Here is a 16,402-nt window from a genome sequence, read left to right on the forward strand (position 1 = left end):
CCGGAATGTTCAAATCCTCATGCGGCAGTTTCGGTTGCCCTTGATCAAATCAATAATTAAAAGTAGCAACAATGCTTCAAGAAATAAAAATATCAGAATTTAAAAATAGTGCAGGCAGCGTTCAGGACATTCATCTTACATATGAAATTTTCGGGAAGCCATTGGCAAGTGCTCCTGTAGTGCTTATCAATCATGCACTCACGGGAAACTCTTCAGTAATTGGAAATACCGGTTGGTGGAAAGAGATCGTAGGAGATGTTAAAAGTATAGATACCCAAGAATATACCATCTTGGCTTTTAACGTTCCGGGAAACGGATATGATGGTAAGGAAGATCATCTACTTAATAATTATAAAGACTTTACGCTACGGGACATTGCCAAGATCTATCAAATAGCACTTAATCAGCTTGGAATTACTAAGATATTTGCAGGTATTGGAGGGTCTATTGGCGGAGCGTTACTTTGGGAACAGGCAGTTTTAAGTCCGGAGCTTTTTGAACATATTATTCCCGTTGCATCAGATTATAAGGCCACACATTGGGTGAAAGCACTGTGTAAAGTGCAAGAACAGATCTTGAATAATTCAAATACCCCGGTTGCCGATGCCAGAATGCAGGCAATGACCTTTTATAGAAGTCCGCAATCTTTTATTTCAAAATTTGGATCGCTGCATGGAGAACAGAATTCTAATTGGAATATAGAGGGTTGGTTAGAGCATCACGGTAGAAAACTGGAAGAGAGATTTCAGTTGGCGTCTTATAAACTGATGAATCATCTACTAACAACAGCAGACATCAGTTTAGGTAGTGGAGATCATATTACTGCAGCTTCCAAGATCAATTCCAATATTCATATTATCACTATTAATTCTGATGGATTTTTTACCCCTTTTGAAAATTGGGAAACCTACGTCAATCTATCTCTCATCAAAAATAACATCAGCATCCATGAGATTAAATCTATTCATGGGCATGACGCCTTTTTAATAGAACATTCTCAGGTAGCAACATTTTTAAAGCCAATATTCAACATTAATAAAACACAAAATGAAAAAGATAAACATAGTACTGTTTGGAGTAGGTAACGTAGGGAGTACTTTGATCAAACAAATATTAGAAACCAGACAGAGCATTTTAAAATCTTTAAATGTAGAGATCAATATTCCTATAGTGGTAAATTCTAGGATCGCTTTTTTCGAACAAAAAACGGTGAGACCTTCATGGGAAACAGATTTTAAAGCATTTGGGCACCCTTATAAGATCTCAAATATTATCAATCATGTTAAAGCGGAAGGATTGCAGAATGTAATTGCAGTAGATGCCACCGCCAGCGAAGATTTTGTAAAGAATTATAAAGAGCTAATTAGAAACGGGTTTCATATTGTAGCCGCTAATAAGGCCGCCAATACCTTATCTGAAAAATTCTATAAAGACCTTAGAGTTGAGCTTAAAAAGCACAATAGACAATTCTTATACGAAACCAACGTAGGAGCAGGGTTGCCAATTATCAAAACATTACAAGATCTACACATTTCCGGAGAGGAGGTTACTAAAATGAGAGGTGTTTTTTCGGGTTCTCTGAGTTATATTTTCAATACTTTTTCTAATGAGAACAAGTTGTTTTCTGAAGTATTGCAGGAGGCGAGAGAGAAGGGACTTACAGAACCAGATCCAAGAATAGACCTTTCTGGGAAAGATGTTGGAAGAAAATTGTTAATTCTTGCAAGAGAGATCAAGATCAAGAAAGAACTTTCAGAAATTACAATAGAAAATCTTATTCCTAGTCATCTTAACGGGAAAAGTTCTATTGCTCATTTTATAGATAATCAGAAAGATCTTAATATTGGGTTTGATGAACGTAAATCGAACTTAAAAAAGGATGAGGTGTTACGACATATTGGAGAATTGGATGTCGCCAGCGGAAAATTAGAAGTGAAGTTGGTTTCAGAAAAAAGAAGTTCTCCATTTGGAAGTCTTCAGCAAGCAGATGCTTCTTTTGAGATTTATACCAAATCTTATGGAGAAAGGCCCATCGTAATTCAAGGTGCAGGTGCTGGAGCAGCAGTAACTTCTAGAGGGGTATTGTCTGATATTCTAAAACTTTCAGAAAAAATAGAATTTAGAAATTAATTTAAATTTGCACTAATATTATTCAAGGATCTCTATGTTTTTGAACAGAACTATTTCTCTAAAATTGTTTAGATTTGGATAAAATCAAACTTTATGAAAATCAATCTAAAACGCCTAAACGATAATTACCTTTTTGAAACTAAAAATGAACGTGGAGACGTCGTTCTTTTAGATAACAAGTCGGAAGATGAGCCAAAAGGATCAAGCCCGATGGATCTTCTTCTTAGAGGAATTGCCGGATGTAGCAGTATAGATGTGGTAATGATCTTAAAGAAACAACAACATGAGTTGGAAGATCTTCAAGTAGAAGTAGAAGGTTTTCGTGAAGATGGAGCTATTCCAAATGTTTTCAAAAAGATCCAATTAGACTTTATTCTTAAGGGAGACGTACCCGCAGCAAAGGTTGAAAGAGCAGTAAAATTATCTATGGATAAATATTGTTCGGTATCAAAAATGTTAGAAAAAGCAGCAGAAATAGCTTATAGTATAACTCTTAACGGAGAGAAGCTTAGCTAATGGTTGCTTTTGAAACAAGAATAGTTAGAACCTGGGAGCCTTCTAAATGGTTAAGAATCTTAGGAGCATTGCTTTTAGTAGGTAGCGGAATTACATTATATGTTTGGAAGCCAGATATTAGGTGGCTCATGATCTTATCTGGAATAGTATATTTGATATCTTTCATATTTGCGTTAAGCTTTTCATTCATAAAACCTAAAAATCTAGGGATAATCTCTATTACAGAAGATAGAATACAAGTAAATCTAAAAGAGGAGAAAAGAGAATTTCAAATTTCAGAACTTTTAGAATTAGGTTTAGATTATAAAGGCTATGCAAGTTTTTGGAAGCACTCCATCTATGGTAATAAAAATCATCTCTATTTTACGAATAGTTCTAACGATATATTGGACTATGAGATAGTAATAGAAAATAAAGAGAAAAAGGAAGAACTAAAGCAATTTTTAGAAGATTTATCAGTGACTCATCAGTTAAAAGTGGCACATTCAGGACTTTCTTCATTTTAATATTTCAATCTTTATCTATGAAAATTAGGTACGATAAGACAGAGAATTTATTGGTTATAAATGACAATTTAGGATCTCAGAATTTCATCATAAGCACCATGTTGATCCTAACTCTAATAAATGCTGTCATAAATTTATTTTTAGTGCTTAATGATGCACAAAAAAGTATGTTTGGTTATATATATGTTCTATTGGGTGTGTTCTCAGCAGTAGTTCTAATTTATAGATATGTTAAAAAAACTTCTAAGAATAGAATTGGGCTGAATAATATCAAATCTCTACAAGTGAAAGACTTATTTGGTAGGAACAGGTATTCATTAATGTTAGATAACGGAAAATCTCGAGACCTCCCAGAATTAAGATCTGAGGAGGATATTGATGATCTAAAAAACGTATTGCAGCGCTCTACTTTAAAAGAAGAAGTCTAGCACGACCATTTAAAATTTAATGATATTTCCACTTACTTCTTGTAAGTATTTGACCTAATTTACCTGCGTCTAAAACCCATTTATACGTTTTTGCGTAAATGTGTTTGAATATTAAAAAAAAACCATAGATCTTGTAATGTACAGCCAGATCATTAGATGCAGCGGTATTTTTACGAACAAGTTACATTTGCCCCATATATGAAGAGAATTACCCTGTTGTTAATTTTGCTTATAAGCTCTAACTCTTATTCGCAAGATGAGATCAAAAAATATTATTCATTAGACGCCAATTATTTTTACGGTACCATTTTAGAACACAATCCGGATATTTCTCATCTTATTACCGGACATCCGAGCGGTTTCATTTTAAGCTTGAATCAAAAGACATATGGCTTAAAAGAATGGGAGCGTAGATATAACTATCCAGATTTTGGGTATTCTTTCTCTTATCAAGATATGCAAAATCAATATCTTGGAAAGAATTATGCGCTCTACGCTCATTTTAACTTCTATTTCTTCAAGAGAAACCTAATGTTTAGAATTGGGCAGGGAATTGCATATGCCAGTAACCCCTATGATCCAGAAACCAATTATATAAACAATGCGTATGGTTCAAGATTTTTGAGTTCTACCTATTTAATGGGAAACTATTCCAGGCAAAATATCTATAAAGGTTTTGGAATACAGGCAGGGATCTCTCTAATTCACTATTCTAATGCAGATTTTAAATCTCCTAATAACAGCACTAATACCATGGCTTTTAATATTGGTGTGAATTATCTGTTAGATGCAGAAAATACTCCAGACTTTGTGCCTAGAGATCCGGAAGACAAAAAATACACCCAGCCCTTCCACTATAATTTCGCACTTCGAGGTGGCGTTAATACAACCGGGGTAATTGGTTCTAAGCAATATCCATTTTTAACTATTTCTGCCTATGCAGATAAGGTTATTAATAAAAAGAGCACGTTGCAGGCAGGAACCGATATATTCTTTTCTAAAGCACTGGAAGAATACATCTACTTTCAATCTGTTGCATTTCCTCAGGGAGAGACCGTGGGAGATGAAGATGCTAAGAGAGTAGGGCTTTTTGTGGGGCATTTACTAACATTCAATAAATTATCTCTAGTAACTCAATTAGGCTATTATGTGTACTACCCTTATGATAATTATGTAGAGCAAGTCTATAATAGAATAGGTTTACAAAGAAAGATCTCTGATGATTTTTGGGCTTCGGTTACCGTTCGATCTCATGCAGCAAATGCAGAAGCAGTAGAATTTTCACTTGGATATAGATTATAAGATGAAAGCGATAAAAATAATATTCTGTATCATTCTAACAGTAACGTTTTTGGGTTGCGATAAGGAAGATGCTCCGGGTTGTTTTAAAACAGCAGGTTCTATAATAACTGAAGAAGTTGCGGTTTCTCCTTTTAACGAGATTATTGTATATGAAAGAGTTAAACTTTATCTAGATCAGGGGGAAGAACAGCGTATAGTTATAGAATCTGGTGAAAATCTAATAAATGATGTTGGTGTTGAGGTAGTAGATAACAGGTTGAGCATTCGTAATGAGAATTCATGTAATCTGTTTCGGGATTATGAGATCACCAAAGTTTATGTAACGGTTAAAGATCTTACGTGGTTACAAAATAGCAGCGGTAGTACTATAGAAACTACAGGCGTTATAAAATTAGAAGACCTATGGCTAAGATCTGTTAATCAGGAAAGAGATCTTTCTATACATACTAATGGAGATTTTAAATTAGATCTTGATGTTAAGAATCTAAGAATAACAAACGATAATGTTTCTAATTATTTTCTAACGGGGAAAGCAGATAAAGTGAATGCATTTTTTGCAGCAGGAGATGGAAGAATGGAAGCTGCAGATCTAATTGTTCAAGATTATCAGATATTTCATAGAGGAACAAATAAGTTGATCATCAATCCTCAACAATCTATTAGAGCAGAATTAAGAAGTAGCGGAGATGTGATCTCAAAGAATAGACCACCTGTGGTGAAGGTGGATGAATATTATACAGGTAGGCTTATTTTTGAGTAGAAGTTAACTCTGAAAATAGCGTTTCTAAATTTTTAGATTTTCTGTTTAGCTGAAGTGTTTTAAGTCCGTTATCGTGAGCAAAGTCAAAAACCGCAGGGCGCATGTCTTTGTTCGTGTCAAATTTTAGTTCATAATGAAATCCTCCTAAGTTCTTAGCTGCAACTAAGTGAGGCAAGACATTTAATGCCACTTCTTCAATGCGGTAATCAAACTCTACCTGAATGATCTGTTCTTTTTGCTCCTGCAGTTCCTTCATTTTCTTATCGGCTACAATTACACCTTTGTCAATAATGATCACGCGGTCACATATAGCTTCTACTTCCTGCATGATGTGTGTTGAAAGAAATACTGTTTTTTCTTTTCCAACCTTTAAGATCAAATTCCGAATCTCCGTAAGCTGATTTGGATCTAGCCCGGTAGTAGGTTCATCCAAAATAAGCACTTCGGGATCGTGTAAAAGGGCGGCAGCAAGACCAACTCTTTGGCGATACCCTTTAGAAAGTTGTTCGATCTTTTTATTGGCTTCCGGCAAAAGACCTGTCATTTCTATCACTTCTTCAATTCTCGACTTTTTGATCTTAAATATAGAAGCATTAAAAGAAAGGTATTCTCTTACATACATTTCGGCATAAAGCGGATTATGCTCCGGTAAATATCCTACAGAGCGCTGTACTGCTTTCAAATCTTCCGAGATCAAAACATTATTCACACTCGCAATACCTTCAGAAGCGCTTAAATATCCTGTTAGAATTTTCATCAAAGTAGATTTTCCGGCACCATTAGGACCAAGAAAACCAACGATCTCCCCTCTTTTAATACTAAAGTTTACAGTATCAAGAGCTTTTTGATCGTCATAGAATTTTGAGATATTTTCAACCGAAATAGACATAATAAAGCTTTTTTCAAAAGTAAGAATTAATTCAGCATCTAATACTTTCCATGGTTTTTATAGCGTTTGATTTTGCGATTTTTCATGAAAAAAGTAAGTATCAGGTTTTGATTATTCAAAACCTAATTTTAGAAACTACAATAGTTCTCGACTCCGCTCGAACTGACATCATTTCTAAAATCAACATTCTTCTTCTGCAACTTGTGTAAAAACATTTAAGTTGAATTGATACTGAAATGAGTTCAGCAAAAAAATAATAATGATGTCTCCCCGAGCGGAGTCAAGGGTTCAATAACAGTCTAAACGAAACCGTTTGAGTATAAAAAGTAAATTTTTATAAGGTGTTTTAATTTTTAATTTTAAATTAGCAGTATTCAATTACAGACATGAACAACTTTAATACTTGGAACGCTTGTTATTATTTTTATTTCTACACCAGAGATAAGATCGGGAGCGCCATGTAATTAAATAAGCAAATTATATATAAAAGGTCCTGATTTTTAAATCAGGACCTTTTTTTTATTTCAATTTTAAAATGGATAAATTAATAGGAATTCAAGGAATACAAGGCTCTTTTCATCATTTAGTAGCTCAGCAATATTTTGGGCAGCAAGTAGATGTTTTGGAGGCTATGTCTTTTCATGAGATGGTGAATAGTCTAGTTTCTGGGGAATCTCAAGAAGCTGTGATGGCCATAGAAAATTCTATTGCCGGTTCTATTCTTCCTAATTTCGCCTTGATAGATGAAAATGATCTTCAGATTATTGGAGAGCATTATATTCCTATTAATATGAATTTGATGTCGATTCCAGGACAGAAAATAACCGATATCAAAAAAGTATTTTCACATCCAATGGCTTTGCTTCAGTGTAAAGAATTCTTTAAAAATTATCCGCATATAAAACTTATTGAAGATACCGATACTGCTGAAGTTGCCAGAAGAATTTCAGAAAAAGAAAGTAGGGGAATTGCTGCAGTAGCAAGTGAAGCAGCTGCAAGCATCTTTGGATTAGAAATTTTAGCTTCCGGCATTCATACAAAAAAGGGCAACGCCACCAGATTCTTGATCATCAGTAAGATCAAAAAAGAACCAAATGGAGAAGTTCTAAATAAAGCTTCACTGAAATTTGAATTAGAAAGCACTCGTGGAAAACTGGTTTCTGTATTAAACATTTTCAGAGATTTTAATCTGGACATGACCAAGATTCAATCAATGCCAATAATTGAAACTCCCTGGAAATATTCATTTTTTGTAGATGTGATTTTTGAAGACTATTCAGAATTCTTGAAAGCCATGGAAATAATTACAGTAATGACAGATCATTTAAAAATTTTAGGAACATATAAAAATCGCTTATAATGATACAAGCCAATAGATTGAGTCAGGTACAGGAGTATTATTTTTCTTCTAAATTGAGAGAGGTGCGTGCATTAGAAGCGCAAGGTAAACCTATCATTAATCTAGGAATTGGAAGCCCAGATCTTCCTCCTCCTATGCAGGTGGTAGAGGGCTTAACCAAAGCATTGTCTCGATCTGCGGCGCATCAATATCAGCCTTATAAGGGAACCTCAGATTTTAGAAATGCAATACAAGAATTCTATAAATCTCATTATAGTGTTGAATTGGTTTCAGAAACAGAGATCCTTCCGTTAATGGGAAGTAAAGAAGGGATACTTCATATTTCTATGGCTTTTTTAAATGAAGGTGATGAAGTTTTAATTCCGAATCCGGGATATCCAACGTATTCTTCGGTTACAGAATTAATAGGAGCCAAGGCGGTAAAATATGAACTTTCAGAAGAGAGAAATTGGTTGCCAGATTTGCGAGAATTAGCCAAAAATGATCTTAGCAAGGTAAAGTTAATGTGGGTGAACTATCCACATATGCCAACCGGCGCTTCTGCCACGAAACAGGTTTTTAAAGATCTGGTGGCATTTGCCAAGCAGCATCAAATTTTGGTGGTAAATGACAATCCGTATAGCTTTATTTTAAACGAGCATCCGTTGAGTATTTTAGAAGTTGAAGGAGCTAAAGAAGTGGTTTTAGAACTTAATTCCCTCAGCAAAAGTTTTAATATGTCTGGCTGGAGAGTGGGGATGGTTTGCGGAAGTGAAGAAAATTTGAATAGCATCTTAAAAGTGAAATCTAATATGGATAGCGGCATGTTTTATCCGCTACAAGCCGGAGCTGCTATTGCGCTAAGACTATCTAAAGAATGGTTTCGATCTTTAAATGAAACCTATTTAAAAAGAAAGAAGCTGATTTTGGAGTTGACAGAAGCGTTGAATTGTATTCCCACAAAAGATCAAACAGGAATGTTCGTATGGGCAAAAATTCCTGAGGGAACTACTTCAGAATTGATAGTAGATAAACTGTTACATGAATATGATCTTTTTATTACTCCCGGTTTTATCTTCGGAAGTCAGGGAGAAGGTTATGTACGGTTTTCATTATGTACACCGGAAGAAATGATTAAAGAAGCAATTAAAAGAGTGAAGCAATGAGAGTGCATATAATTGGAGTTGGATTGATCGGCGGTTCGTTTGGGCTTGATATTAGAAATGCATATTCTGATGTTACCTTGGTAGGAATCGACAAAAATCACGAAAACCAAAAGCGAGCTTTGGAATTGGAACTAGTAGATGAAGTTGCCGAAATTGAAGACGTTGCAACTTCAGATATTGTAATTATTGCCGTTCCTGTAGATGTAAGTTTAAACGTAGTAAAGCGAGTTTTAGATCTGGTAAAAGACGATGCTATTGTTATAGATACCGGATCTACTAAAGGTAAATTATGTGAAGCGATTGCAACCCATGAAAAGAGAAGAAATTTTTTGGCCGCTCATCCAATTGCCGGAACAGAATTTTCCGGTCCCGATGCTGCGATTGCTAATCTTTTTAGGAATAAAACAAATATTATTTGTGAGGTAGAAAAGACCACTTTTAAGCTTCAGGAAAAAGCTTTAGATCTTTTTCAGAAATTAGGCATGAGAATTTGTTATATGGATGCTAAGTCTCACGACAGACATATTGCATATGTTTCGCATTTGTCGCACATCAGTTCCTTTATGTTAGGAAAAACGGTTTTGGAAAAGGAGAAAAATGAGCGTAATATTTTTGATCTTGCCGGAAGTGGATTTGCTTCTACGGTAAGATTGGCAAAAAGTTCACCAGCTATGTGGACCCCGATATTTGAGCAGAATAAGGAAAATGTAGTGGAGATTTTAAATGAATATATACTGAATCTTGTCAATTTTAAAAATCTATTAGAAGATGATAATTTTGAAGAAGTATATCAAGAAATGGAAACTACAAATCATATAAAAGCCATTTTAAATGGCATTAACTAAAATTAGAATTGTTTAAAAAATATTGAAAATGGAAAATAAAAAAGAACTTGGAAATTGGTTAAAGAAGTTTGGTCTTGATCACCCGCTAGTAATTGCAGGACCTTGTAGTGCAGAAACGGAAGAGCAGGTAGTAAAGATCGCTCATCAATTAAAAGATAGCGATGTAAGTGTGCTGCGTGCAGGAATTTGGAAACCAAGAACCAGACCCGGAAATTTTGAAGGAGTTGGTGCTTTAGGTTTAAAATGGATGCAAACCGCAAAAGAAGAAACAGGATTGTTAACTACTACAGAAGTTGCGAATCCAAACCATGTAGAACTGGCTTTAAAGCATGATGTAGATATTCTTTGGATTGGGGCAAGAACTACAGTTTCGCCATTTATAGTTCAGGAAATTGCAGATGCTTTAAAAGGAACTGATAAAACGGTATTGGTTAAAAACCCGGTAAATCCAGATCTGTCTTTATGGTTAGGTGCGGTGGAAAGACTTTATACAGCAGATATCAAGAATCTTGGAGTGATTCACAGAGGATTTTCAGCGTATGAAAAAACAAAATACAGAAACAATCCGGAGTGGCAAATTGCGATAGATCTTCAAAATAAGTTTCCAGATCTACCTTTAATTTTAGATCCATCTCATATTGCAGGTAGAAGAGATCTTATTTTTGATCTATGTCAAACCGCTTTAGATCTTAATTATGATGGGTTGATGGTAGAAACTCATTACGATCCGGATAATGCGTGGAGTGATGCCGCTCAACAAATTACACCGGCTACGTTGGTACAGATCATGAAAGATCTGAAGATTAGAAAAGAAGTAGGCGAGAGCGAAGAATTTCAGAAGAATTTACAAAATCTTAGAGCTAAGATCGATATTGCAGATAATCAGTTATTAGATGTGATGTCTAAAAGAATGAAAATCTCAGACGAAATTGGAAAGATAAAGAAAACTCAAAATGTGGCAATTTTACAAACTTCAAGATGGAATGAGATCTTAGGTAAAATGATCTTGGAAGGAGAACAGCAAGGTTTAAGTGAAGAATTCATCTTAAAATTGTTCAAAGCTATTCATCAGGAATCTATAAATCATCAGAAAAAAGTAATTAGCGAATAAGCATGGGATTTCGCACCTTTGTAGTATGAAAGGAATAGTTTACAAATCTACCGGAAGTTGGTATCACGTTAAGGCTGAAGATAATAAGGTCTATAGATGTCGTATCAAAGGGAAATTTAGAATGCAAGGCATAAAGAGTACCAATCCGGTAGCTGTTGGCGATAAGGTGGAATTTGATCTGGAAGAAACCGGAGATGATGTTTTTGGAGTTATCAAAACTATAGAAGAAAGGGAGAATTATATTATTAGAAAATCTGTAAATCTATCGAAGCAAACACATATTATTGCTTCGAATATAGACCAGGCCTTTCTTTTGGTAACGCTGAACAATCCACCTACGTTTACAACTTTTATAGACAGGTTTTTAGTAACCGCAGAGGCATATCATATTAAAACGATCTTGCTTTTTAATAAAATAGATACGTATACGCCGGAAGAGACCGATGAGATAAGATATCTTGCAGCGCTCTATAGAGAAATTGGATATGAGTGTATAGGAATTTCGGCGATGACCGGAAAAAATTTGGATAAAGTTAAAGAGAAAATGATAGGTAAAACCAGTATGTTCTCAGGACATAGTGGTACCGGTAAATCGACGCTCATCAATGCGTTAGAACCATCGTTAGATCTTAAAACCTCTGTAATAAGCACACAACATAAACAAGGGCAACATACCACTACTTTTGCCGAAATGTACGATCTTAGTTTTGATGCAAGGATTATAGATACTCCCGGAATTAAAGGTTTTGGGATCGTGGAAATGGAAAATGAAGAATTAGGAAATAATTTTCCTGAATTTTTTGCAGTTAAGCAAAACTGTAAATTCCATAATTGTATTCATGTGGAAGAGCCAAAATGTGCAGTAAAAGATGGTTTGGAAGAGGGGAGCATAGCCTGGTCTAGGTATAAAAGTTATTTGCAGATCATGGCAGGAGAAGATGAGCAGCAATATAGAATAGATAATTATACCGAAGAATGAAGGTAATCTTACAAAGAGTTACTCAAGCTTCGGTTTCTATTGAAAACAAAGTTAAAGCAAGTATAGATCAAGGACTTTTAATTCTGCTAGGAATTGAAAATGAAGATACTTCAGAAGATATTAGCTGGTTATGTAACAAGATCTTGAAGATGCGTATTTTCAATGATGAAAATGAAGTGATGAATTTATCTTTAGACGACATACAGGGAGAAATTCTGCTTATAAGTCAGTTTACCTTGCATGCCAGCACCAAAAAAGGAAATAGACCAAGTTATATAAAGGCTGCTAAGCCAGACGTTGCAATTCCGCTTTACAAGAAGTTCATTCAGGAAATGCAATCACTGCTGGGAAAAGAAATTAGTACAGGAACTTTTGGTGCAGATATGAAAGTTTCATTGTTAAATGATGGTCCGGTTACCATTATCATAGATTCGAAGAATAGAGAATAATTTTGCATATTCTTAATTAAATCTTAATTTTAGCGAAATACTTTTCCTAAAATGCGATTGAAAATTATATTTATTCTGTTAATAGCAGGATATTCTTCTATTTCCTACGGTCAGGAAAAAGATCTGGCTATATCAAAAATTCCATTTCAACTTTTACTCAATGCAAATTCTGTTGTTAGAAATGAAGAGTTAATTATAGAGGTAGAAGATGTAGATAAAATGAGCATCACAAATAAAAAAGTGATCACCGTTTTAAATGCCAACGGAGATGATTCTGCTATTGCTTATCAATATTACGATGATGATATTAAGATCAGAAAGCAGTTTCTTAAAGTTTATAACGCTACTGGTAATGAGATTAAAGAGTATAAGCAGCGAGATTTTAAGGATGTAAGCGGCGTTAGTAACAATGACCTATTTTCAGATAACAGGATTAGTTATTTAGATTATACACCTACTGAATATCCATACACTATAGAATATTATTGTGAGATAAAATCTGGAAATACGGCCTTTATTAGATCTTGGATGCCGGTAAAGCGATATGCCCAAAGTATTGAAGAATCTAATTATATTCTGAATAACCCCAAGTTAATAGGCTTAAGGGTTATAAAAAATAATATGAGCAATCGTATCTCCAATTCTGGAGATGATTTTAATTTGAAGTATAAAGCAGAAAATTTACCTGCATATAATTATGAGAATTTAAGTCCGCCTTTAGAAACCTATACTCCATATGTGAAAGTAGCTTTAGATAAATTCTCTCTGGTGGGTGTAGAGGGAGAAGCAACTACATGGAAAGATTTTGGAAAATGGCAATATGATCATTTGCTAAAAGGTAGAGACGTCTTGCCTGCTAAGACCGTGCAGGATCTAGAAGTTCTTACAAAAGGAATTTCAGATACTCTTGAGAAAGCAAGATTGATCTATGAGTATGCTCAGAATAAAACCAGATATATAAGTATACAACTTGGAATTGGCGGGTGGATGCCTATGCTGGCTTCTGATGTTGATAATCTTGGTTATGGAGATTGTAAAGCGCTTACCAATTACACCAAATCTTTATTGGAGAGTCAAGGAATTGCTTCTAATTATGCCATCGTATTTGCCGGAGATGAGAAAGAGAGTATAGATAAGGATATAGTTTCTATGCAGGGAAATCATGTAATTCTTAATGTACCTCAACAAGGAGAAGATGTGTGGTTGGAATGTACAAGTCAGACTCATCCCTTCAATTATTTAGGAGATTTTACAGATAATCGAGATGTTCTGTTAGTAAAACCAAATGGTGGAGAAATTGTAACTACCAAAAAGTATAAAGCTTCAGAGAATGTTATTCATACAACTACTCATCTAGAGCTAAGTTCAGATAGAAGTTTTAAGGCTGAAGGAAAGAGAAGTTCTAAAGGAATTGAATATGGTAATATATATCCCATTGCAAAGATCGATGAGCAAAAGCAAAAAACATATTACAAGAATGTGCTGGGACATATAAATTATCTTGAACTTGAGAATATAGTGCATACCAATAATAAACAGGCTCAAAATTTTGAAGAAACTCTTACATTTTCCGGTGCTAACTTTGGCACCACTGCAGGTTCAAGGATCTTAATACCTCTAAATATCTTTAAAATTGAAGTAGAAGATGTTCCCCGCTACAAACCTAGAAAATTGGATCTGGAAATATTAAGAGGTAAAACAGTGATAGATGAGCTTCTCATTAGCATTCCAGAAAATTATACTATTGAAACCCTACCTAAAGCTATAGATATTACAAATCAATTTGGAAGCTACAACTTTCAGGTTAGTGCTATAGCAGATAAAGAATTTAAGGTTACCAGAAAATATGTTTTAAACGATGGACTTTGGAAAAAAGAAGAGTACACTGCCTTTCGTGATTTCATGAATCAGGTAAATATATTGAATAATCAAAAGGCTGTAATAGCTATTATAAATCAATAAATAATTATGAAAAAATTCTACTTGGGTTGTTTACTTGTTCTATTTGTATTTAATGTGAATGCACAGAATTATAAATACGGCAAAGTTTCTAAAAAAGAAGTTGCTGCTACTTCTTATGAGAAAGATTCTTCTGCAAATGCTGCGGTGCTATATAGAGAACAACATATCTATTATGATTATTCTAAGGCAGAGGGTTTTCAAGTAATAGAAGAAGTTTTTGAACGTGTTAAGATCTACAATAAAGAGGGATTTGACTGGGCAACAAGAAATATAGATTATTATGTTTCCGGGAATAATAAAGAAAGTATTTCCAGCCTAAAAGGAGAAACTTATAATATAGAGAATGGTAAATTAACCTCTGTAAAATTAGATAAAGATGCCATTTTTGAAGAAGAGGTAAATAAATATAGAGAGCGTATAAAATTTACGATGCCGGCGGTAAAGGCAGGTAGCGTTATAGAATTTAAATACATTAGAACTTCGCCATTTATAACATCTATAGATGATATTCCACTTCAATACACCATTCCTATTAAAAAGTTAGACTTCCAGATAGCGATTCCGGAATATTATACATTTAATACTCACTTTAATCCAAGAAGTACGTTAAGATATGATCTAACCAGCCATACCGGTAGATCTAGTTATAATATTAGTAGTGTTTCCAGGTCTGGTGGTTATGTTCAGAAGAGTAATGCCACTGTACAGAAATTAGAATTTTCAAAAACGATCTATGAGATAAATCAAGAGGAAATCCCGGCATTAAAAAGTGAACCTTATATAGATTACCTGCGTAATTATGCAGGGTTTTTAAAGATGGAGCTGGTATTTATTAAATACCCAAATTCTAATATTGAGAACTATGCGCTAACCTGGGAAAATGTTGCAGAAAAGATCCAATCTCATCCAGAATTTGGAGATCAGCTAGAGAAATCCAGATATTTTGAAGATGATCTTGATGCTGTTTTGGTTGGTAAATCTGGGGTTGAAGATAAAATTAGCGCAGTTCTTGAATTTGTTAAATCTAAGGTGAAGTGGAATGATTACGTAGGGTATTATACAGACGAGGGTGTAAAAGAAGCATATAAAGAAGGTTCTGGAAATTCTGCCGATATCAACTTAATGCTAACCGCTATGCTTAAATATGCTGGATTAGATGCAAATCCGGTTTTAATAAGCACTAAAAGTAATGGAATTCCTGTGTTTCCTACCAGAAATGGTTTTAACTATGTAGTGGCTTCTGTAAAATATAATAACAAAACTACCTTGATAGATGCTACAGATAAAAATGCTTTGCCTAACATTTTGCCGGAACATGCTCAGAACTGGTTAGGGAGATTAGTAAGAACAGATGGATCTTCAGAATTAATAGAGTTAATGAATTTGGGGGTTTCTGAAACTAAGAAGATCTTAAAGATTAAGTTTGAGGATGCTCTTTCTATTAATGGCAGTTTTACTCAAATTGCTAGCGGGTATTCAGCAAAAGAGTTTCGAGATGAGCATGAGAATATGAGCGAAGAGAGTTTAATAAAAGAATTGGAAGAGGGAAAAGGAAATATTGAGATCCTGGATGTAAAGTTAAAAAATGATGATAGTAATTATGCTGAGGTTACAGAGATCTTTAATTTTAAACTTAAGAACGGAGTAGAAAAGATAAGCAACAATGTGTACATAAAACCTATGTTCTTTATGGCGCAAAGCACAAATCCGTTTAAAGCTGATGAGAGAAAACTTCCAATATTCTTTAAGTATCCATCTACAGAATCTAAAACGGTTTATATGCAAATTCCCGATAATTACAAGGTAGAATCTTTGCCGGAAAGTAAAATGTTTGATCTAAACGAAGGTCAAGGAAGTTATAAATTCATAATTTTGCAAAGTGGAAATTTTATCAAGGTCACTTCTGAATTAAAAATGAATAACATTGTGTACACTCCAGATGATTACCAGAATTTGAAGAGGTTTTATGATGGTATGGTAGCATTAAATTCTGAAGCGATTGTACTAACCAAACTATAAT

At 34.3% G+C, this 16,402-nt stretch carries 16 protein-coding genes; 15 read left to right on the top strand and 1 reads right to left on the bottom strand.

The window, feature by feature from the left end; genetic code table 11:
* The first annotated feature begins 71 nt into the window (after positions 1–71).
* The 7 genes from P163_RS08945 (at position 72) to P163_RS08975 (ending at position 5,642) form a co-directional block, all read left to right on the top strand.
* Positions 72–1,085 carry an alpha/beta fold hydrolase gene (locus tag P163_RS08945; RefSeq protein ID WP_034889809.1) on the top strand — a complete coding sequence of 338 codons (1,014 nt, stop codon included), beginning with the start codon at positions 72–74 and terminating at the stop codon, positions 1,083–1,085.
* Entirely contained in the window at positions 1,048–2,130 is a 1,083-nt protein-coding gene (locus tag P163_RS08950; protein WP_034889812.1) for an aspartate kinase, read from the top strand. Before P163_RS08945 ends, P163_RS08950 begins: the two co-directional genes overlap by 38 nt.
* 93 nt (positions 2,131–2,223) lie before the next feature.
* Positions 2,224–2,646, top strand: a complete 423-nt coding sequence (locus P163_RS08955; protein WP_034889815.1) for an OsmC family protein — start codon at positions 2,224–2,226, stop codon at positions 2,644–2,646.
* The gene (locus tag P163_RS08960; RefSeq protein ID WP_034889818.1) at positions 2,646–3,152 is read left to right on the top strand and encodes a hypothetical protein; all 507 of its coding nucleotides are present in this window, start codon (positions 2,646–2,648) and stop codon (positions 3,150–3,152) included. Before P163_RS08955 ends, P163_RS08960 begins: the two co-directional genes overlap by 1 nt.
* Before the next feature lie 17 nt (positions 3,153–3,169).
* Positions 3,170–3,580, top strand: a complete 411-nt coding sequence (locus P163_RS08965) for a hypothetical protein (RefSeq protein ID WP_034889821.1) — start codon at positions 3,170–3,172, stop codon at positions 3,578–3,580.
* 198 nt (positions 3,581–3,778) lie between these two features.
* Complete coding sequence (locus P163_RS08970; RefSeq protein WP_034889824.1) at positions 3,779–4,882, top strand: acyloxyacyl hydrolase; 1,104 nt, start codon at positions 3,779–3,781, stop codon at positions 4,880–4,882.
* A gap of 1 nt (position 4,883) precedes the next feature.
* Positions 4,884–5,642, top strand: coding sequence for a head GIN domain-containing protein (locus P163_RS08975; RefSeq protein ID WP_034894176.1), 759 nt, complete (start codon positions 4,884–4,886; stop codon positions 5,640–5,642).
* Here P163_RS08975 and gldA read toward each other — a convergent pair.
* Positions 5,629–6,531 (bottom strand): gliding motility-associated ABC transporter ATP-binding subunit GldA, encoded by a 903-nt coding sequence (gene gldA / locus P163_RS08980; RefSeq protein WP_034889827.1) that lies wholly within the window; start codon positions 6,529–6,531, stop codon positions 5,629–5,631. The two genes, P163_RS08975 and gldA, sit on opposite strands and share 14 nt — an antisense overlap.
* Before the next feature lie 535 nt (positions 6,532–7,066).
* Between gldA and P163_RS08985 the strand changes: the two genes are divergently transcribed.
* From P163_RS08985 to P163_RS09020, 8 genes are read left to right on the top strand one after another with little or no spacing between them, the layout of a single operon-like run.
* The gene (locus P163_RS08985) at positions 7,067–7,891 is read left to right on the top strand and encodes a prephenate dehydratase (RefSeq protein WP_034889830.1); all 825 of its coding nucleotides are present in this window, start codon (positions 7,067–7,069) and stop codon (positions 7,889–7,891) included.
* Positions 7,891–9,036 (top strand): pyridoxal phosphate-dependent aminotransferase, encoded by a 1,146-nt coding sequence (locus P163_RS08990; RefSeq protein WP_034889833.1) that lies wholly within the window; start codon positions 7,891–7,893, stop codon positions 9,034–9,036. Before P163_RS08985 ends, P163_RS08990 begins: the two co-directional genes overlap by 1 nt.
* Positions 9,033–9,881 carry a prephenate dehydrogenase gene (locus P163_RS08995; RefSeq protein WP_034889835.1) on the top strand — a complete coding sequence of 283 codons (849 nt, stop codon included), beginning with the start codon at positions 9,033–9,035 and terminating at the stop codon, positions 9,879–9,881. Before P163_RS08990 ends, P163_RS08995 begins: the two co-directional genes overlap by 4 nt.
* A 28-nt stretch (positions 9,882–9,909) precedes the next feature.
* Entirely contained in the window at positions 9,910–10,992 is a 1,083-nt protein-coding gene (locus tag P163_RS09000) for a bifunctional 3-deoxy-7-phosphoheptulonate synthase/chorismate mutase type II (protein ID WP_034889837.1), read from the top strand.
* A 25-nt stretch (positions 10,993–11,017) separates the two neighbouring features.
* Complete coding sequence (rsgA, locus tag P163_RS09005; protein WP_034889839.1) at positions 11,018–11,971, top strand: ribosome small subunit-dependent GTPase A; 954 nt, start codon at positions 11,018–11,020, stop codon at positions 11,969–11,971.
* Positions 11,968–12,420: a D-aminoacyl-tRNA deacylase gene (dtd, locus tag P163_RS09010; protein ID WP_034889841.1), complete on the top strand. Its 453-nt coding sequence runs from the start codon at positions 11,968–11,970 to the stop codon at positions 12,418–12,420. Before rsgA ends, dtd begins: the two co-directional genes overlap by 4 nt.
* A gap of 57 nt (positions 12,421–12,477) precedes the next feature.
* Positions 12,478–14,382 (top strand): DUF3857 domain-containing protein, encoded by a 1,905-nt coding sequence (locus P163_RS09015; RefSeq protein ID WP_197055431.1) that lies wholly within the window; start codon positions 12,478–12,480, stop codon positions 14,380–14,382.
* Between the two features lie 6 nt (positions 14,383–14,388).
* Positions 14,389–16,401, top strand: a complete 2,013-nt coding sequence (locus P163_RS09020) for a DUF3857 domain-containing protein (RefSeq protein WP_034889843.1) — start codon at positions 14,389–14,391, stop codon at positions 16,399–16,401.
* Position 16,402: the final 1 nt, after the last annotated feature.

It is taken from the genome of Gillisia sp. Hel_I_29, assembly GCF_000744275.1.
GTDB lineage: Bacteria > Bacteroidota > Bacteroidia > Flavobacteriales > Flavobacteriaceae > Gillisia.